A 21323-nucleotide genomic window follows, 5' to 3' on the forward strand; every position below is an offset into this window, starting at 1 on the left:
CTAAAGAGCCTGTACAAATTTTATATTTATATGGACAAATTCTAATATTTATTATACTGAAGAATTCAAATTTTCATAAAAAATAATATTTTAATATAAGACTTAATATAAATTACTTAATTTTTGCATAACAAAAAGAGTGTTTCTTAATTGAAACACTCTTTTCTATAATCACAAACTAATTACTTAGTATATTTCATGTGTAATAATTCATGAGCTTTTCCATGTCCTGGTTGACCCATGTAAGTTTCATACATTTTTAATAATGCTGAGTTTTGGTGTGACTTTCTCTTCTTTAAGTTTTTATCTTGATTGTAAAGAACTGATGCTCTTACTTCTCTTATATCCATTTCATCACTTGTTTCAGCTGAAATGTGTGGTTGTCCTCCACCGTTAACGCATCCACCTGGGCAAGCCATTACTTCGATAAAGTGATAGTCATCAAATTTTCCTGATTTCATTAAATCAAATACATTAGCAGCTCCACTTACAACAGCTAATTTATATTCATTTCCTGCAATCTCTATATCAGCTTCTTTAATTCCAGCTATACCTCTAACTGCTTCGTAGTCTACATGCTCTAAATCTGCATTTTCCATGAAGTCTTTAGCTGTTCTTAAAGCAGCTTCCATAACTCCACCTGTAGCACCAAATATAACTCCTGCTCCAGTGTATTCACCCATTGCTGGATCTACTTCACTATCTTCTAATTTAGCGAAATCTATTTTAGCAGCTTTTATCATTCTAGCTAATTCTCTAGTAGTTAAAACTGCATCTATATTTCTTATACCATCGTTTTCCATCTCTGGTCTGTCTGCTTCGAACTTCTTAGAAGTACAAGGCATTATAGTTACTGTAAATACCTTTTTAGGATCTATATCAGCAACTTGTGGGTAATAAGTTTTTGATGCTGCACCAAATATTTGTTGTGGTGATTTAGCTGTTGAAAGATTTCCTATGTATTCTGGGAAATAATTCTCAACTTCTCTAACCCATGATGGACAACATGATGTTAACATTGGGAAAGGTCCGTTATTTTTAATTCTTTCTATAAGCTCAGTAGCTTCTTCCATGATAGTCATGTCAGCTCCAAAGTTTATATCAAATACTTTATTGAATCCTAATTCTCTTAAAGCAGTATATAATTTTCCAGTAACATCTTGGCCGTAACCCATCTTGAATAATTCACCCATTGATGTTCTTACAGCTGGTGCCATAGCAACTATTACGTGCATTTCTGGATCATTTAATGCATCTTGAACTCTTTCTATATGTGATTTTTCTGATAATGCATCAACTGGACAAGCAGCTACACATTGACCACATAATAAACAGTTTGTATCATCGAAACATTTTAATTCTTCTGGTCCAACTAATCTAACTCCGTCAATTCTATGGAATTTTATTGAGTTTGTAGCTGTTCTTGTTCTACATGCTGCAACACATCTTCCACATTTAACACATTTAGTTCTATCTAAAACTATTGATTTACTTCTGTCATCTACATATTCTGATTTATCTGCAACTACGAAAGGTTTATGAGCTCTTGCTTTAGTTTTTATAACTAATTTTAAGAATTCACAATTTTCTCTTCTCTTACAAGGCTCACATTTGAATTCATGCTCATCTAGAAGCTCTGCTACTCTTTCTTTTCTAGCATCTAAAACTTTTTCACTGTCAGTTTTTATAACCATTCCATCTTTAGCTTTTATAGCACAAGATCTTAATAGTCTGTCATTTCCTTCTTGCTCAACAAGACAAACTCCACATTGTCCTTTGTTTCCACAATTTTTTAACTCACAAAGCACTGGAATGTCAAATCCATTCTCTCTTGCTAAGTCAAGTATCGTCTTATCACCATCAAATTCGATAGTTTTATCATTGATTATTATTTTATTCATGCTGTTCCTCCAATTTTTAGGATTTTTTGATAAATACTAAACCTCAACTCATATATCGTAAAAATCAGTTAATTTAAAAATCATCGTTACTATTCTAACATAATATTTGTGAAATATAAATATTTCAGACTTTTATGAACACTTTTTTAGAACAAAATTTAAGGGAGAATTACAAAATTCTTCCCCCAAATAATTACTCATTTAAATTTTTCATCTATTACATTAGCTTATTTGTAGATTTTCGCTTCCTCTATACCATCTAATGCTCTTATAGCTCCTTGAGCTAAAGCTAAAAGTTCATCTTCTCCACCATATACAACCATAGGTGCAATCCATTTAACTTTTTCATTTATAGCATTTGTAACATACTCACTATATGCAATTCCTCCAGTTAATACTATAGCATCAACATTTCCATCTAAAACTACAGCCATAGCTCCAATTTCTTTTGCTATTTGATATATGAATGCATCGAATATTAAAGATACCTTCCTTATCACCTTCTTGTGATAATTTAATTAAATCTCTAGCATCATTTGTGTTAGCATAAGCTACAAATCCGCCTTTTCCAACTAACTTTTTATAAACTTCTTCTTTGCTGTATTTTCCTGAGAAACACATCTCTAGTAATTCACCTGATGGAACTCCCCCTGCTCTTTCTGGTGAGAATGGGCCATCTCCATCTAAAGCATTGTTAACATCTATAACTCTACCTTTTTTATGTGCTCCTACTGAAACTCCTCCACCCATATGAACAACAATCAAATTAGTTTCTTCATATGAAGTGTTATGTTCTTTAGCATATCTTTTAGCAACTGCTTTTTGATTTAATGCATGGAACTTACTCTTTCTTGGCAACTCAGGAACACCTGATAATCTAGCTACTGCTTCCATTTCATCAACAACAACTGGGTCAACTATAAACGCTCTAGCTCCTACTTGCTTTGCTATTTCGCTAGCTAATATACCACCTAAGTTTGAAGCATGAGGTCCTTGAACCCCAACTTTTAAATCTTCTATCATAGCGTCATTAACTTCATAAGTACCACCTTCTATTGGTTTAAGCATTCCACCTCTACCAACTATAGCATCTAACTCATTTATATTAATTCCTTTTTCTTTTAATATATTTAAAATAACATCTTTTCTGAATCCAAGTTGATCATATATTGTATCGTATTTTAATATTTCCTCTGCTGAATGTCTTAAAGTCTCTTCTAATATTTCTTTTTCACCCTCATAAACACCTATTTTAGTAGATGTTGAACCTGGGTTTATTATTAATAATTTATAAGCCATATAAATTCCCCTCCCATAAATTGATTATTTTAAATCATGAGCAACTACTGCTGCTATAGCTATTGATTTTACTTTTGTTTCAAAACTATCTGCTCTAGAAGTTAATATAACTGGTGCTGATGTACCTACTAATAAACCACCATTTTTACATTCTGACATGTAAGTTAAAGTTTTATACATAACATTAGCAACATCTATGTTTGGTAATAATAATATGTCTGCTTTACCTGCTACTTCTCCTTTAACACCTTTATGCTCAGCTGCCTCTTCTGATATAGCATTGTCTAATGCAAATGGTCCATCAACTATACATCCTTTTATTTGTCCTCTATCATTCATTTTAGCTAATAAAGCTGCATCCATTGTTGCTGGCATATTTGGATTAACTACTTCTACAGCTCCTATAACTGCTACCTTTGGAACTTCTATTCCACAAGCATGTGCAACTTTAACTGAGTTGTTTATCATAGCAGCTTTATCTTTTAATTCTGGATATGTATTGAATGCTGCATCAGTTAAAAACATTAATCTATCCATTCCTGGTATTTCAAATACAGAAACATGAGACATTAATTGTCCTGTTCTTAAACCAACTTCTTTGTTTAATACACTTCTTAAGAATGTAGCAGTATCTACTAATCCTTTCATTACCATATCAGTTCTACCAGTTGAAGCTAATTCAACAGCTAATAAAGCGGCTTTTTTATCATTTGGTTCATTTATAACCTCAAAATCGCCTAAGTTCATATCAATTTTGTTAGCTATTTCTTTTATTTTTTCTTCATCACCAACTAAAATAGCATCAGCTATTCCTAGTCTTTTAGCTTCTCTTACAGCCTCTAATACAGGCTCATCTTGAGCAACTGCAACTGAAACCTTCTTCATTCCATTTTCTCTTAGTTTTGAAAATAACTCATTAAAATTTTTAGCCATAATACTCAATCCTCTTTCTTTAATTTTGTTAAATTTATAACAATTGTAAACAAAAAAAATTTGCCTACACAAACTTATCATTTCAAAATTAATTACCCTTAACTATATTCTACCAAAAAATATTCTGAAAACCAAAGTTTTCAGAATATTCAAATTATTATTTTTTATTTAATTGTTAAATTTTAAACATTGAATTCTTTCATTATATTTTCTGCTACCTTTAAGCCATCTACAGCAGCTGAAACAATTCCACCTGCAAATCCTGCGCCCTCACCAGCTGGATATAATCCTTGTAGTGAAATACTTTGAAGCTTTTCATTTCTTTCTATTCTAACTGGAGCCGAAGTTCTTGTTTCTATTCCAGTTAAAATACTATCTGGATGACCAAATCCTTTTATTTTTCTATCAAAGTCAACTATACCCTCTTTTATTCCTGATATTACGTATGAAGGCAAGCATTTTCTTAAATCTTCAAATCTATAATCATTACTTAACACACTAGGATTTACTTTTCCTAATTTAGTAGTAACCTTATCCTCCATAAAATCACCTAAAAGCTGAACTGGAGTATTATAATTGCTTCCACCTAATTTAAATGCAAGTTCTTCATAATGTCTTTGGAACTTCATTCCTGCTAAAGGATGTTCACCTCCAAAGTCATTTGGTCCCACTGTTACTACTAAAGCTGAGTTTGCATTTTCCTTGTCTCTAGCGTGATAACTCATTCCATTTACACATAGTCTATTCTCTTCTGAAGAAGCATTAACTACTACTCCACCTGGGCACATACAGAATGAATATACTGCTCTATCTAAAGTTTTACTTTGATATGCTAGTCTATACTCTGCAGCATTTAATCTTGGGTGATTAGCGAATTTTTCTCCATATTGGCTTATATTTATAATTTCTTGTGGATGTTCTACTCTAACTCCTATTGCAAAAGGTTTTTGTTTCATAAAGATTCCTTCATTAAATAACATCTCATATGTATCTCTTGAACTATGACCTAAAGCTAATATAGCTACTTCACATGGAACCTCTTCTCCATTAACCTTAATTCCCTTTAGCTTATTATCTTTTTTTATTAGCCCTTCAAATCTTGAATTAAAATGAACTTCTCCACCATATCTTATTATTTCTTGTCTTATATTTTTAACTACATTCTTTAATATGTCAGTTCCTACATGAGGTTTTCCTTTATAGATTATCTCTTCTGGAGCACCATTTCTAACAAGAGCTTCTAAAACAAAATCACATCTAGTATCTTTTATTCTTGTTGTAAGCTTACCATCTGAAAATGCACCAGCTCCACCTTCACCAAATTGTACATTTGATTCTGGATTTAACTTTCCTGTTTTCCAAAACTCTTCAACAGTTTTACTTCTTGTATCAACATCTTCTCCTCTTTCAAAAACTATAGGATTAAAGCCTTTCTTAGCTAATAAAAGAGTTGCAAAAAGTCCCGCTGGTCCTAATCCAACAACTACTGGTCTATGTTCTAACTTTTTATCACCAAACTCAAAATCAAAATCATAATTAACTGTCTCTAACTTAACATCTTTATCATTAAGTCTAGCGACTATTTTCGCTTCATCTTTGTGTTCTATATTTACACAATAATTGAACTTTATAAGATTCTTTTTTCTAGCATCTAGTGATTCTTTTATTATTTTTACATCACCAATCTCATTCTTAGACATTTTAAGTTTCTTAGCTACTTTATTTTTAATTAATTCTAAATCTTCATTTATATCTAAACTAATGTTATTTATTCTAATAGTCATAAAATTTCCTCCATTTTATTTTCCTTAGTAAACTATTTTACCACAGAATACTCCTAAAGTAATCTGTGGTAAATTTTTATTGATTATTATTCTGACTTTGATTATTTTCTGTATCAGGTTTTGTACTTGAACCATCTGTTCCTGTATTATTTCCAGTACTTGTTCCATCATTTTTACCAGAATCATCTGTCTTTTTAAAAGTTACTTTAACCTCTGTTGGATCAGTCTTAGTTATCTTAATGTTGTCATAAGGATTACTTATATTCAACTTAACAGAACCCCCTGATTCTGTAAGCTTTGATATATCAGCTACACATTTGAACTTGCTTGCATCAACCTTATTAACATCCTCTTCCGGTCCATCTAATGTTAACTTAATTGATTTAACATCTGTCTCAACAATATATCCTTTTAACTCACCGTCTACAGTTATAGGAACCTCTATTTCCTTTTGTACATCCTTGCTAAATGCTAATTTTACATTTATTTGTGCTGATTGACCTGAAGCAAGACTTACTCCATCAGGTAATTTTAATACAGTAGATACACTTGCGTCATCAGCAAACTGTGAAACATCTATTGGCGAAGTTTCCACAAAATTAACTTTACTTAGTGCATCTTCTTGACCAATCAAATTCACCTTTGTTAAGCTAGGAGTTATTGATTTTAATGCTAATCCTTCCTTAGGTGTACCTGTAGTTATTACATTAACAGGAACTTCTTTAGATTGTTTTACTCCAAATGATATATCAACCTTACTAGGACTTATATTTACATCTTCTACTTCATTTCCATCAGCATCTACAGCTACCACAGGTAGGCTCATGTTTACAGCCTTATTAACATCATTAATCTCACCTTTTACTTCTAAGAATTTAACCTTATCAACTAATGATTGAGCTCCTGAAACAGTAGCGTTTTGAGGATTTATTGAAAGTTTATCTGCATAAACTCCTTGCTCTGTATTGACCTTTATCTTACTTTCTATAGGTAAATTCTTTTCTTGATACTTATCAAGAAGTACATTTACTCTTAAAAACCCATTATTTTTTATATTTATATTTGTTGGATAACTAGCTATCTCTACTGGTATATTGTTATCACCTTCTTTTAATACATAAGCACCTAAATTAACAACAATCTTAAATTGATCTTTTTTCACCTTATATATTTCACTAGAAGGTCCCTCCAAGTCTAAATCAACAGTTAAATTTTGATTTGGTACCATAACCAAATTATATTCTTTTAACATATCTGCATTAATTACTTGAACTGGCACATTACTTAATTTATATTCCCTAACTGGATTCTCTACATTTATTATGTATAACCAGAGTGAAAAGGATAGTAATAAGCATATAAATTTTACTAAGAAATTTTTCCCTTCAATTTTTTTAAGCATATCTTCACCTTCTCCCCATAAGATTTTCCTCTCTTATCACGTCTATTTCTCATAACCTTTAATAATATATTCTTTAATTTTTTACCATCATAATTTCTAGTTAGTCTACCTTTAACAGCTAATGATATGCTACCTGTTTCTTCTGAAACAACAATAACTAAAGCATCTGAATTCTCAGATAAACCAATAGCTGCTCTATGTCTAGTACCTAATTTTTTATTTATAGTGTTATTGTTTGTTAGCGGTAAAACACAACCAGCTGAAACAATTCTATCATTTCTTATTATTGTTGCCCCATCATGTAATGGAGTGTTTTTGAAAAATATATTTTCTATTAAAGCAGAAGTTATTACAGCGTCTAATTGAGTTCCTGTTTTTATAACTTCTCCAAGACCTGTACCTTGTTCTATTGCTATTAAAGCACCAGTCTTTGTTTCAGCCATATCTTCTACAGCCACAATAAGTTCATCAATTACTTCTTCTAGCTTCTCATCATCTTGAAGTACATGAAAATCATCAAATGCCGTACTTCCTATGTGCTCCAATGCTCTTCTTATTTCTGGTTGGAAAATAATAATTATTGATAATACCCCAATTGTTATTGTTTTTGTAAGAATAAAGTTAAGCATCTGTAGTCTTAATACATAACTTATAGGAATAAGTGCTACTATTAATAAAATCCCTTTAAGTAATTGCTCTGCTCTTGTTTCCTTTATAAGCATATATCCTTTATAAAAGATAAAAGCAACTGTTAGAATATCTATAACAGACCAAATAGAAATATCTTTTATACTATTTGTAAACATCATAATCAATTCTTGCATAAATTTCACCTCCATTACCGTAACAATTAAATTATACAATAAAAATATCATTATAAAATATATTTTGCAGTATTTATTTGTAGTTTTACATATTCTAGGTAATGTTATTACACATTCCCTCATATATTTTAATAAAAAAGTATGCAAGGGGGTACCTAATATGGAATTTAAATATAAAAAGTATATAGATAAATCCTTAATATACATAATATTTGCTGTTATCATACTAATATTTGTTTTAGGATTTTCTTTTTTTAGAGCCCATAATGAAAAATCACTTATCGAAGACTTTGGACGTTCAATTTCTGAAGTAAATCTAACCAATGATTTAGATTCAGAGAACATAACATCTGAAAATTATATAAAATCTATTGAAGATAAAATATTAAAACTCTCAGATATAGACTCTAATTTAAAATCTTTATCAGTTTCTCCAAAACGCCAAGATTTATTAAGTCCACTACAAGATGGGTTAAGTAAAAACCTAGAACTTTACAACAAAATTTTATTAATACTAAAAACTCCTGATTCTAGTAAACTTTCAGAAGAATATGAGATAGCCTTAAAGTTAAAAGAAGAATGTGAGAACAACTACTATCTATGCAGAGCTAATCTAGTTCCTGTTTATCTTTATAAAGAAAGTAGTACTTATCTACAAGATATTTTCTACTATATAAACGAACTTATAAAAACTAATAGAGATAAAGGATTTATTCAAAGCCAAAAAAATGACTTTGTTGTTTCTATTAAGTCAATACTTTTAAAATTATCATCAATGGATGAAAAATTATTTGAAACAGCTAAACTTATAAGAGAATCTAATAGAGATTTAAAAGTCCTAGTTAATGATATAAACACTAAAAACAATTCTCTTCAAGAATTAAAAAATGACTTATACTCATTACCTATTCCAGAGCAAGCTAATGATTGCTTTATTGCTCTAGAAAATACACTTAATTCATATGGAAAATATATAAGTTATTTCTTAGAAAATTTACTTGGTGAAATTGATGGAAACAAGACTCCTAATGATTATTATGAAAAGTCTGAAGAGTTATTTAACGAATTTATAAAATCCTTTGATATTGCTGAAAGCACTTTAGATAATTATATGAAAAACTAAAAACACGTATTTTCTCTATTTTTTTGGTTACAATATACTAGGTAAAATAATTACCAAAAGGAGGTTCTTATGAGAAAGAGTATTTATACTTACTACTTCTTCTTTTTTGCCTTCGCCTTATTACTTATCACTACATTAAATGGGAAAGAAGTTCTAGGGCTTTCTCATTCAAATGAGCATGTAACCAAAAATGATTATATAAAATTAACTACAGTATCTGTTAATTCAACAGATACCAGTGAATCTGAACTATTTTACAACACAACTGAAGATGTTGTTGCCGTATTCAAGCATTCACAACATACAATACCACTAACAAAAGATGACATATATTTAATGTCACAAGTTGTTTATGCAGAAAGTAAAGGTGAACCCTTTGACGGAAAGGTAGCCGTGGCTTCAGTCATCTTAAATAGAACAACAGATTCTCACTTCCCTGATACTATATCAGGAGTAATAACTCAAAAAAACGCTTTTTCCTGCGTTAGAAATGGTAGAATAGACGTAGTACCTGATAGTGATAGCTATAATGCTGTTTTAAAAGCTATAGAAGGCAATGATCCAACAAATGAAGCATTATATTTCTATAACCCTAAAATCGCTACATGCTCGTGGATGAAAGGCGTTGAAAAGACAGGAGTAAAAAATATCGGTCAACATGTATTTTTTAATATTGACTAACAAAAAAAGCTAACACAAATGTGTTAGCTTTTTTATTACTTTCTACTGTCTAAATATGATACTGCACTTAATGCAGCTACATTACCTTCTCCTGCAGCCTTAATATACTGATATGGCTTACCTACACAGTCTCCAGCAGCAAAGCATCCTTCTATATTAGTTTTCATTAGTCTATCAACTTCTATATGACCATCCTCAATCTTTAATCCTGGAACTAATTGTCCTGGTGATATACTATCTCTTAAAACAAATATACCATCTGTTTCAATCTCTCCATTTTTCATGATTAATTTAGTCACCTTCATATCCCCTTGTATTTCTACAGGGATATCTTCAACAACTTCTATTGAGTCATTTAAATGAAACTCTCCTTTATATCTAGGAACATAATACACTTTAGCAGCTAACTCACTTACAAAATTAGCTTCTTCTTCTGCTTCCTTATTATAACCAATTATAGTTACAACTTTCTCTTTATATAAAGGTGCATCACAAGTAGCACAGTATCCAACTCCTCTTCCAAGGAATTCATCTTCCCCTTTCATAGGCTTTGTATACTCTATACCTGTTGCAAGTATTATTGAACTTGCTTCATACATTTTTTCATTTACCATAAGAGCGAAATAATCTCCCATAGCATATATATTATTAATTCTTTCCTCAGTTATTTCAATGTCCATCTCTCTTAAATGACCCATAAACTGATTCTTAAGATCTTCACCATTCTTACCAACAAACCCAAGATAGTTATTTACTTTAGGTGCTCTAATAAGTTTTGGGCTTAAATCACTATTTCCAAAAAGAATAAATTTTTTATTTCTTATTTTTGCGTTTAATGCAGCTGAAAGTCCAGCTGGTCCGCTTCCTATTATGGCTATATCATATCTTTCGCTCAAAATTATTCATCTCCTTAAGAAGCTATATTAAACGTATTTTTTAATAGTTTCAACTAATGCAGCTTTTGGTCTAAATCCAACTAAAGTATCAACAACTTTTCCTTCTTTGAATATTAATAAAGTTGGTATACTTTGTATTTGATATTTTCCTGCTGAACCAGGGTTTTTATCAACGTCAACTTTTACAAATTTAACATTTTCCATTTCTGTAGCTAACTCTTCAATGATTGGAGCTATCATTTTACAAGGTTCACACCAAGTTGCCCAGAAATCTACAACTACCACTTCACTTGCTTCTATTACCTCTGTGTTAAAATCTTGATCATTTATATGTTTTACCATTTTACACGCCTCCTGATTATACCCCTTGGGGGTACTTTATTATTTACAATTATATTATATTTAAAATGTTAAGTCAATGTTACAAATAATAATTATTAATTATATTTTTATAAGTTTGTTATTCAAAAGTACCTTTTACTAACAATTCTTTATTATCCATCAAAATATTTCCTCTAGATATTACAGAATTTATATCTAAATTTTTCTTATCTAATAAAATTATATCAGCATCTTTTCCAGCTGATAGAAACCCTTTATGTTCTAACTTAAGAACATTAGCTACATTACTTGTTATAACTCTAATAGCCTTCTCAAGAGGCACACCTAAATTTATAGCCTCTTTAACTTCTCCAAATAAAGTTTCTACTGAACAAATACCTAAACCTTTTAGCTCGCCATTTTCATCAAATAATGGCATACTTCCATTTCCATCTGAAGAAAATGTTATTCTTTCTATAGGAACTCCTGCATCTAGAAGCTTTTTAAGACCTAAACCAGCCGTTAACTCTCCTTCCTCTAAATGCTGTGGGTCAGATGATGTTGTCAAGTCAATCTGTCCCCCAGACTTAGCATATTCTATTCCTGCTTCAAATAATTCTTTACTTCTTCCCATATGAGTAGGAACTATTTGATTCGGAGGAATCTCAGTCTCCCTTATTAATTTTGTTATATATTCAATCATCCTCTTACCACTGCCTAGATGTACATTAACTATACCTGCCTTGCCAGATAATAATCCTCCAACTCTAGCCTGAGCAACTATATTGACAAACTGCTCATATGTAGGTTGAGAACTTCTATGATCTGATAATGCTATTTCTCCAACACCTATAACACTATCAATTAAAAGCAAATCACTTTTTACATTCTTAGTTATAGTATTAACCGGGACATCATAAGACCCTGTATAACAATAACAAGTTACTCCTTCTTCACATAAAGCATGTGCTTTAGCTACTAATCCTTTCATATCTCTACAAACACCGTCAGTACCAATACACCCTACCAGGGTAGTTATTCCACCTTTTACTATACTACTTAATTGAAGTTCAGGGGTTCTTGTTCTAAAACCGCCTTCTCCTCCTCCTCCCATGATATGCACATGACAATCTATAAATCCTGGGACAGCAATTTTTCCTTCTCCATCAATAACTTGGATGTTTATAAAATCTTCTGGTACATTAACATTCTCATATAATCCTTCGATTTTATCACTAAGTATAACAATATCTTTCCTACCCAAGTACTCTGGGTCATAAATCTCAACATTTTTTATTACTTTTATCAAATCTATACCTCCTCTTTAATATAAATTATTATTATGTTTTCCTAAAACTCAATAATAAATAAATTTATTTAATAAAAAACTTGCTTTTTTATAAAAAAAAATGGCACGAAATAATTCGTGCCAAAACTTAGGGTTTTGAGTGTTGTATATTAATTTTTATTATTAACTATTATTATTCTTGTTCCATTATTATTTTCTTAGCAGTTAAGATTGATGTAGCACTCATTGAGAATTCATCTAAACCATATTCAACTAATGTTGGTATAGCTCTCTCATCTCCTGCCATCTCTCCGCACATTCCTACCCACTTACCATGTTTATGAGCACCATCTATTGTCATTTTGATTAATCTTAATACAGCTGGATGCATTGGGTTGTAAAGGTATGATACCTTTTCACTCATTCTGTCCGCAGCTAATGTATATTGGATTAAGTCGTTTGTTCCAATTGAGAAGAAATCAACATATTTAGCTAATTCATCAGCGTAAACTGCTGCAGCTGGAATCTCAACCATGATACCCCATTGAATTGAATCTGAGTAAGCAATACCCTCTTCTCTTAATTCTGCTTTACACTCTTCAACAAACTCTTTAGCTGCTTGGAATTCTTCTAATCCTGAAATCATTGGGAACATTACTGCAAGATTTCCGTAAACAGAAGCTCTTAATAAAGCTCTTATTTGAACTTTAAAGATATCTTTTCTGTCTAAGCATAATCTTATAGCTCTATATCCTAAGAATGGGTTCATTTCTTCTGGTAGTGGTAAATATGGAAGAGTTTTATCTCCACCGATATCTAGTGTTCTGATAACAACTTGCTTACCTTCAGTTTTTTCTAAAACGTATTTATAAGCTTCAAATTGCTCTTCTTCACTCGGAGCTTCTTCTCTATCCATGTATAAGAACTCAGTTCTGAATAGTCCAACTCCATCTCCACCATTTGCTAAAACTTGGTCTACATCTTCTGCTTTACCAATATTTCCACAAACTTCTATTCTTCTACCTGATTTAGTAGTTGTTTTAACTTCTATTAATTTCTTTAATTCTTCTAATTCTGCTTTATATTTCTCTAATCTAGCTTTGTATTCATTTATAGTAGCTTCATCTGGATTGATTATAGCTACACCCTCAACACCATCAACAATGATGGCATCTCCATTTTTAACTGAAGTTGTTATATCACCTAATCCAACAACAGCTGGTATTTCTAATGTTCTAGCCATTATAGCTGAGTGAGAAGTTCTTCCACCTATGTTAGTTAAGAAACCAACAACTTTGCTTCTATCTAATTGAGCAGTATCTGAAGGTGTTAAGTCATGAGCTACAACAACAGTATTAGCTCCTACATTTTCCATTCCGTTTCCGCCCTTACCAGCTAGGTTAGCGATTATTCTCTTAGAAACGTCTTTTATATCTGCTGCCCTTTCTCTCATATAAGGGTCATCCATAGAATCAAATATCATAACGAAAGTATCTGTAACATTTTGTACAGCTTTCATAGCGTTTAATTGATCATTTTCAATAGTCATTTCCATTTGACCAGTAAACTCTACGTCATCTAATAACATTAAATGAGCTTCGAAAACTTGAGCCTCATGCTCACCAATTTCTCTAGCTGTTTTTTCTTTTATAGCTTCTAACTGTTCTTTTGATTGCTCTAAAGCTTTAGCTAATTTAGCTTTTTCTTCAGCTATATCTGAAACTTTCGCATCAGTTATTACTATTTCCTCATGTTCTTGTATAAATACAGTTCCTATTGCATATCCTTTTGAAGCAGCAATACCTTTTTTCATTATGTAGTCCTCCTTTAAGTTCGTACTCAACTAAATACAACATTAAATATCAATCACAATTCAACTAATTCACTTTTCAAATTCACTGCTAATATATATCAGCAATTTCTGTGCCAAGTTTTTAAAATTTCATATTCCACAAATATATTATACTCATAAACCCTAGTAAAAATGCCTCTAAATATTATAAAAATATATTATTCGTTAAAAACTTATTTAAAAATAATTAGTTGTTAGTTGTTTTTATTATACTAAATCTGATAAAAAATATCAAACCAATTTTATTATTGATATTTTTTATCAGATTTTAAGCTGTTTTTTTATTAATAACTTGTTAACCCCCTTTAATTACATGTTTTTTTCTGATAATATATTAATAATACTTGATAAAAAATATCAACTCATTCACTTTTTATGTATAATTCATTAAAAAATAAACTTTGGACGGTGATTTTATTTAATGTATTCAAGAGAATTGGTCATAAAAACGCCATTAGGTCTACACACTAGATATTCTGCAATGATTGTTAATAAAGCTTCTGAAATAGAAGCAAAATATAAAGTTAAGCTTTATATGAAAAAGGATTCCTATACTGATTGGCTAGGTATAAGTATGCTTGCTATACTCTCTCTTAAAGTTTTACCAGGAGAAAGTATAAAAATTGGTTCTAAAAATGAAGGAATGATTGAAAAGTTAGCTGTTCAATCTCTTTTAGAATTCATAGATAAAAACATAAACAATCCACCTATAGTTGAAAATAATGAAATTGATGAAATAATAGATGCTAGCATCATAGCTAATGAACAAGTAGTTGAAAGTCTTCCTATAGGAATTGTTGTCATAGACATAGACCAAAATATAATAACAATAAATCAATATGCTTTAAGATTTATTGGTTGCAATAAGAAAGAGGTTAAAGGTAAAAAAATTCATGAGGTAATACCTTCATCTCAACTTCCTCATGTAATGCTTAGTAATCTAAAAAAATTTGGATCTACACTCCATATTAATAATAGGGTTGGATTAGTAAACAGTTCTCCTTTATTTATAAGCGAAAAAATAATTGGAGCTGTTAGTGTAATTCAAGATGTTTCTGACTTAATAGGTATGAAAGAAATAAATGAAAAGTTTACTAAAATATTAGAAAACTCACAAGATATGATTTGTTTCTTAGATGAGAACGGAATAATAAACTATTTAAATCCTGCATATACAAAGAACTTTTCTAAGGTTAGTAGTGATATTGTAGGAAAAAGTATTTTTGATGTTTCTCCTAAAGGCCTTAGAGCCAAGGTTTTTAAAGAAAAACAATTGATCAAAGATGTAATCCACAAAAAGAATGGAATTAATGTTATAAGCACAATTGATCCACTATTTATTGACGGTGAATTCAAAGGAGTTATATCTACTTCTAGACCTGTTAGTTTAATTAAAGAACTTATGTCTAAGCTTAATAAGTCTGAACAAGAATTAGATTACTATAAGAATGAATTCTTAAGACAACTTTCTAAAAATTCTTCATTTAACAATATAATAGGTTCAACAAGGACTCTTAAGGACATTATGTATATGTGTCAAAAAGCTTCTGAAACTACTTCTACTGTTTTGATAAGAGGTGAAAGTGGTACAGGTAAGGAACTTATTGCAAAAGCTATACATAATAATAGTAATAGAAAAAATAAACCTTTCGTTAGAGTTAACTGTGCTTCTATACCAGAAAACCTATTAGAAAGTGAATTGTTTGGTTATGAGAAAGGTGCATTTACTGGAGCTATACAAAGCAAACCTGGTAAATTTGCTATAGCTGATGGTGGTACTATATTCTTAGATGAAATCGGCGATATGCCTCTTTCAATGCAAGTAAAACTTCTTAGAGTTCTCCAAGAAAGAGAAATTGAAAGCGTTGGAGGAATAGCCCCTAAAACTATAGATGTTAGGGTCGTTGCTGCAACCAATAGAAATCTTGAAGAAATGATTGATGACGGCTCATTTAGAGAAGATTTATATTATAGGCTTAATGTTCTTGGAATAAATCTTCCTCCACTTAGAGAGCGTAAAGAAGATATTCCTGAACTTGCTGAGCATTTTATATCTAAACTTAACAAAAAATTAGATAAACGAATACTTGGAATTAATCAAGATGCTCTTAATCTACTTATAGACTATTCTTGGCCAGGTAATATACGTGAGCTTGAAAATATAATGGAAAGAGCTATAAATCTTTGTGATGCTGATTATATAGATAGTAGATATTTACCATCTTATCTAAAACCAGTTGAATCAAACTCTTTTTCATTAAATATAGATGAAAATAATATATTACCCTTTGAAGAATACGAAAAGCAAATTATAGAAGCTGCAATGAAAAAGTATAAATCATTTAATAAAGCTGGTAAGGCATTAGGGCTTACTCACAGAACTATATCCTTGAAATGCAAGAAGTATAATATAGAAGTTAATAGATAAAGATTTCTATTTAGCTTAATGTATGTAAAATTTAATTAAAAGAAAAAAGAAGAAACCACTTGAAGGTCAGCGCACCTTCAAGTGGTTTTGTTAGTAAGAGTTTAATAACATCATGAAGTGTAATTTTGCAAGATGATTAGTTTTAATTAGAGGAACAGCAATTAATTAAAACTAAATCTGGGTTTAAGGCATAATTAAGTTATACGTTCTTATTATTTAGAGTAGAACTCAACTATAAGTTGCTCTTGTATCATTATTGGAATTTCTTCTCTCTTAGGTTTTCTAGCAAAAATTCCTTTGAAGTTATCCTCTTCTTTTGTTACATAAGATACTTCATTTCCCATGCTATTCTTAAAGTTATTTACAAACATTTCTGTTTTTCTTGATTTCTCTCTTAAAACAACTTCATCTCCAACCTTTAATCTGAAAGATGGTATATTTACTTTTTCACCATTTACTAAGAAATGTCCATGGTTAACCATTTGTCTTGCTTGTCTTATAGAATTAGCAAATCCCATTCTATAAACCATATTATCTAGTCTTGACTCTAGAATCATTAATAAAGCTTCACCTGGTTGCTCCTTGCTATTAAAAGCTTGATCTACATATCTAGTAAATTGTCTTTCCATAACACCATAATAAGCTCTTAGTCTTTGTTTCTCTAATAATTGAACACCATAATCAGATAATTTCTTATCTGCTCTACTAGTGCCTCTATAAGCTCGTTCCATAGCTTTTGGATGCCCTATTACGTTTAATCCAAGTCTTCTGCACATCTTGAAACGAGGTCCCATCATCTTAGCCATATTAAACCTCCAAATGTTTGTTTTTCTATGATGTTATCTTACCACAATTTCTTTTTAATTGAAATTGATTATCATTAACAAATAATCTTTTTATAAGAAATTACCTCTTTCATACTTTGAGTTACTCTGTTTCTTTAAATAATACTTAGTATTTTTCTATGGTATTACTAGTCTACCTTTGTAAATTAATCCTAAACTACATAACAAAAAAACTTAATTAAATAGCTTAACTATTATATATTTAAAATCACTCATAATTGAAGCAAAACAAAAAGCTATAAAGTTATTAGAAATTTCTTCACTTAACTTTATAGCCTCAATATATTCAAAGTATTCTATTAATAAAGATCAACTCTTATAGATCATCTACTAAAGCACCCGCTTTAGCATAAGCTGTTGATTTAGCTTCAAAGAAATCTGTCTTAACTTGGTTAGCATCTGCATAGTAATCAACCCAAGGTGCTGGATTTTCATTATATCCTTCAAATAAAGGTTCTAATCCTATAGCCTTAACTCTTAGATTACCAATGTATTTTATGTATCTTTCTATAAGCTTTTTGTTTATACCTGTTATATTATCTCCTATAACATAGTGTCCCCATGCAATCTCATGTTCAACACCTGTTCTAACCATTTCTCTTAACTCATTTTTAAGTTCTTCAGTAAATAATTCTGGCATTTCTTCTCTTAATTCTTTAATTATGCTTCTGAATAACCATAAGTGAGTATTCTCATCTCTGTTTATATATCTAATCTCTTGAGCTGAACCTGGCATCTTACCATTTCTCTCTAGGTTATAGAAGAACATAAATCCTGAGTAGAAGTAAACTCCTTCTAAGATGTAGTTAGCCATTACTGATTTTAGGAAATTCTCCATACTTGAATTTTCTAAGAAATTATTATATAGCTCTCCTATGAATTTGTTTCTTTGAAGTAATATTTCATCATCTTTCCATTGGAATAATATTTCGTTTCTTTCCTCTGGTGAACATATACTATCTAGCATGTAGCTATAACTTTGTGAGTGAACCGCTTCTTGGAAAGCTTGTATAGTTAAGCATAGGTTAACCTCTGAAGCAGTTATATAACTGTTTATGTTTCCTAAGTTAGCTGTTTGTATTGAATCTAGGAATATTAAGAAAGATAAAATCTTATCATAAGCAGTTTTTTCTTCTTTAGTTAACTTTTTATAGTCTTTTAAATCTTGAGCTAAGTTTATTTCCTCTGGTATCCAGAAGTTATTCATAGCCTGTCTGTACCAATCTGAAACCCAAGTATATTTCATATTGTTGAAATCATTTAGGTTAGTTGTGTTACCATTTATCATTCTCTTTTTATTCGTTTCAGTATCTCCAAACTCATTAAAAAGAGGTCTCTTATTTATTTCCATTTCTGCGTCACCTTTCATTCACTTATTTTATTAATTTATACGTAATAGATACTCACCTAAACTTAGATGAGTATCTTTATTATCTTAAACTATTTTATAATATTTCTATTATGCTGAACAACTCTCACATTCATCAACAGTTAATGATTTACTTCTTACATAGTAAATACTCTTAACTCCACTCTTACAAGCTGTAATATAAAGATTCATTATTTGTCTCATAGTGAAATCAGTTGTTATATAAAGGTTGAATGACTGACCTTGGTCTATATGTCTTTGTCTTACCCCATTAGCCTTAACTGAGAACTCTTGGTCAACATTATAAGCTGATACATAGTACCAGAAGTTTTCTTGACATAAACCTGGTGCAACCTTAGGTGTTATACTTCCTTTTTTCTCTTCTAACCAGAATCTATTCATAACAGGATCTACTCCTTCAGAAGTACCTGCTAATGTAGCTGTTGATCCATTTGGTGCTACTGCAAATAGGTATCCATTTCTCATACCATACTTAGCAACCTCTTCTTTTAGTTCTTTCCACTCAGTAGAATTATATTCTCTTAAATCGAAATAATCTCCATTACTCCAATCTGATCCCTCAAATAAAGGATAACTACCTTTTTCTTTAGCTATATTTAAACTAGCTTTTATAGCATAGAAGTTTATTCTTTCATAAACCTTGTCTACAAATTCTAAATGCTCTTCTGAATTCCAAACTATTTTATTATTTACAAGCATATGATGGTATCCTGAAGTTCCAAGTCCAACTGCTCTGTATTTTTTATTTGTTATTTCAGCAAAAGGCACTGAGTAATAGTTTAGGTCTATTACATTATCCATAGCTCTTATTTGAGTTTCAACTACATATTCAACTTCTTCATCTGAAGTTACATCTACATTTCCTAAAACTACTGATGAAAGGTTACATACAACAAAGTCTCCTGGTTTAGTAGTCTCAACTACAACTATGTCTCCATTTTCATCTTTTATCTGAGTTTGCTCTATTTCCATAGCACTCATATTTTGCATAATTTCTGTACAAAGGTTTGATGAATAAATCATTCCTTTATGTTTATTAGGATTATATTTGTTTACTGTATCTCTGTAGAAAGCAAATGGTGTTCCTGTTTCAGCAGCACTCTTTATAATAAGTCTAACTATGTCTTTAACACTCATTACTCTCTTTTCTATTCTATCATCTTCTACACACTCGTAGTATTTTTCTTCCCATTCTTCTCCATAGAAATCCTCTAATGAGTATCCTTTAACTGACTTTATTTCATGAGGACACATCATATACCAGTTAGCATCTATATCATTTTCAGCTAACTTCCAGAATAAATCTGGATAACAAAGGCCTGGGAAAACATCATGTGCTTTCTTTCTATCATCACCATTATTAGTTCTTATTTGTAAAAACTCGGGTAAATCTTTATGCCATGCATCTAACCAGATTGCAACTGAACCATTTCTTACTCCTAGTTGGTCAACGGCTACAGCTGTATCATTGAATAATTTTATCCAAGGTATAATTCCACCTGATGCACCTTTAAATCCTCTTATAGCTGAACCTAAGGCTCTAACCTTACCCATATAAATTCCCATGCCACCACCGAACTTAGAAACCTTTGAGAAGTTATCTAATGATTTATATATTCCAGCTAAACTATCTTCAACTGTATCTATAAAGCATGAACTTAATTGATAGAATGGCTTTCTAGCATTAGACATAGTTGGTGTTGCCATTGTAGCCTTTATTGAACTTAAAACATCATAGAATCTCTTAGCCCAGTAAAGTCTATTTTCAGCTTTTTCTGGTATAGCAAGATGCATTGCTATTCCCATAAACATTTGTTGAGGAAGTTCTAATGGTAATCTATTAAAATCTTGAACCAAATATCTCTTAGCTAATAAATCTATTCCACTGTATGTAAATAAGAAATCTCTTTCTCTTTTTATTTCTCTTTCTAACTCTTCTATATCTTCTTTAGAATAATTCTCTAAAATATACTTTCCGTATAATCCTTTATCAGTAAGTTCCTTTATAAAGTCATAGAAGTTATCATATGGATCTGCACCCTCTTCTAATCCTCTATTCATTCTTACCTCTTCATATAAATTCTTAACATATAACTTTGCCGCAATTTCCTGCCATCTTGGTTCTGTTTGAGAAGTTAATTCTAATGAAACTTGAATAAAAGACTTCACTATCTCTTTTTCTCCCATAGCTGAAGTAACTATATTTTCTAATGCAACTTGTAGTTTCTCCTCAGTATATAGCCCAGTTTCATCACTTAATTCACTTACAGACCATGAACAGTATCTCTTTAATAATGTCATTAGCTAACCCTCCACAATATATAGTAATCTTTTTTCATATTCGCACAATATCTTG

15 protein-coding genes and 1 pseudogene are annotated in these 21323 nt (G+C 30.7%); 3 read left to right on the forward strand and 13 right to left on the reverse strand.

The genetic code is table 11. From position 1 onward, the window contains the following. Nucleotides 1-182 precede the first annotated feature (182 nt). The 6 genes and pseudogenes from ACQZHJ_RS16045 to cdaA form a co-directional block, all read right to left on the reverse strand. Nucleotides 183-1901 (reverse strand): ferredoxin hydrogenase, encoded by a 1719-nt coding sequence (locus tag ACQZHJ_RS16045; RefSeq protein ID WP_430486507.1) that lies wholly within the window; start codon nucleotides 1899-1901, stop codon nucleotides 183-185. A gap of 227 nt (nucleotides 1902-2128) precedes the next feature. Further along, nucleotides 2129-3200, reverse strand: a pseudogene (gene buk, locus ACQZHJ_RS16050) (butyrate kinase). A 24-nt stretch (nucleotides 3201-3224) separates the two neighbouring features. Further along, nucleotides 3225-4133, reverse strand: coding sequence for a phosphate butyryltransferase (gene ptb / locus ACQZHJ_RS16055; RefSeq protein ID WP_430486508.1), 909 nt, complete (start codon nucleotides 4131-4133; stop codon nucleotides 3225-3227). A 182-nt stretch (nucleotides 4134-4315) separates the two neighbouring features. Further along, nucleotides 4316-5917 (reverse strand): NAD(P)/FAD-dependent oxidoreductase, encoded by a 1602-nt coding sequence (locus tag ACQZHJ_RS16060; protein WP_430486509.1) that lies wholly within the window; start codon nucleotides 5915-5917, stop codon nucleotides 4316-4318. Between the two features lie 76 nt (nucleotides 5918-5993). Beyond that, nucleotides 5994-7319 (reverse strand): CdaR family protein, encoded by a 1326-nt coding sequence (locus tag ACQZHJ_RS16065; protein WP_430486510.1) that lies wholly within the window; start codon nucleotides 7317-7319, stop codon nucleotides 5994-5996. Next, complete coding sequence (cdaA, locus tag ACQZHJ_RS16070) at nucleotides 7286-8143, reverse strand: diadenylate cyclase CdaA (protein WP_430486511.1); 858 nt, start codon at nucleotides 8141-8143, stop codon at nucleotides 7286-7288. The genes ACQZHJ_RS16065 and cdaA overlap by 34 nt, the downstream gene beginning before the upstream one ends. Nucleotides 8144-8303: 160 nt before the next feature. On the opposite strand from cdaA, the gene ACQZHJ_RS16075 reads away from it, so the two are divergent. Further along, the gene (locus ACQZHJ_RS16075; RefSeq protein WP_430486512.1) at nucleotides 8304-9266 is read left to right on the forward strand and encodes a hypothetical protein; all 963 of its coding nucleotides are present in this window, start codon (nucleotides 8304-8306) and stop codon (nucleotides 9264-9266) included. A 69-nt stretch (nucleotides 9267-9335) separates the two neighbouring features. Next, nucleotides 9336-9947 carry a cell wall hydrolase gene (locus ACQZHJ_RS16080; protein WP_430486513.1) on the forward strand — a complete coding sequence of 204 codons (612 nt, stop codon included), beginning with the start codon at nucleotides 9336-9338 and terminating at the stop codon, nucleotides 9945-9947. A 35-nt stretch (nucleotides 9948-9982) separates the two neighbouring features. Here the strand turns inward: ACQZHJ_RS16080 and ACQZHJ_RS16085 are convergent, their stop codons facing one another. From ACQZHJ_RS16085 to ptsP, 4 genes are all read right to left on the reverse strand, one after another. Then, nucleotides 9983-10843, reverse strand: a complete 861-nt coding sequence (locus tag ACQZHJ_RS16085) for an NAD(P)/FAD-dependent oxidoreductase (protein ID WP_430486514.1) — start codon at nucleotides 10841-10843, stop codon at nucleotides 9983-9985. A 27-nt stretch (nucleotides 10844-10870) separates the two neighbouring features. Next, the gene (gene trxA, locus ACQZHJ_RS16090; RefSeq protein ID WP_430486515.1) at nucleotides 10871-11185 is read right to left on the reverse strand and encodes a thioredoxin; all 315 of its coding nucleotides are present in this window, start codon (nucleotides 11183-11185) and stop codon (nucleotides 10871-10873) included. 118 nt (nucleotides 11186-11303) lie between these two features. Next, nucleotides 11304-12473 (reverse strand): beta-aspartyl-peptidase, encoded by a 1170-nt coding sequence (gene iadA, locus ACQZHJ_RS16095; RefSeq protein ID WP_430486516.1) that lies wholly within the window; start codon nucleotides 12471-12473, stop codon nucleotides 11304-11306. Nucleotides 12474-12645: 172 nt separating this feature from the next. After that, complete coding sequence (ptsP, locus tag ACQZHJ_RS16100; RefSeq protein ID WP_430486517.1) at nucleotides 12646-14265, reverse strand: phosphoenolpyruvate--protein phosphotransferase; 1620 nt, start codon at nucleotides 14263-14265, stop codon at nucleotides 12646-12648. Nucleotides 14266-14725: 460 nt separating this feature from the next. Between ptsP and ACQZHJ_RS16105 the strand changes: the two genes are divergently transcribed. Beyond that, nucleotides 14726-16732, forward strand: a complete 2007-nt coding sequence (locus ACQZHJ_RS16105; protein ID WP_430486518.1) for a sigma 54-interacting transcriptional regulator — start codon at nucleotides 14726-14728, stop codon at nucleotides 16730-16732. A 212-nt stretch (nucleotides 16733-16944) separates the two neighbouring features. Here ACQZHJ_RS16105 and rpsD read toward each other — a convergent pair whose 3' ends face one another. The 3 genes from rpsD to ACQZHJ_RS16120 form a co-directional block, all read right to left on the reverse strand. Further along, on the reverse strand, nucleotides 16945-17538 hold the full coding sequence (rpsD, locus tag ACQZHJ_RS16110; RefSeq protein WP_430486519.1) for a 30S ribosomal protein S4: 594 nt from the start codon (nucleotides 17536-17538) through the stop codon (nucleotides 16945-16947). Nucleotides 17539-17893: 355 nt separating this feature from the next. Beyond that, nucleotides 17894-18928: a ribonucleotide-diphosphate reductase subunit beta gene (locus ACQZHJ_RS16115; protein ID WP_430486520.1), complete on the reverse strand. Its 1035-nt coding sequence runs from the start codon at nucleotides 18926-18928 to the stop codon at nucleotides 17894-17896. A 108-nt stretch (nucleotides 18929-19036) separates the two neighbouring features. Continuing rightward, a complete protein-coding gene (locus ACQZHJ_RS16120) occupies nucleotides 19037-21268 on the reverse strand; it encodes a ribonucleoside-diphosphate reductase subunit alpha (RefSeq protein ID WP_430486521.1) in 2232 nt (743 codons plus the stop codon). Between the last annotated feature and the right edge of the window lie 55 nt (nucleotides 21269-21323).

The sequence above is a fragment of the Clostridium sp. B9 genome, assembly GCF_050509515.1.
Classification (GTDB): Bacteria; Bacillota; Clostridia; order Clostridiales; family Clostridiaceae; genus Sarcina.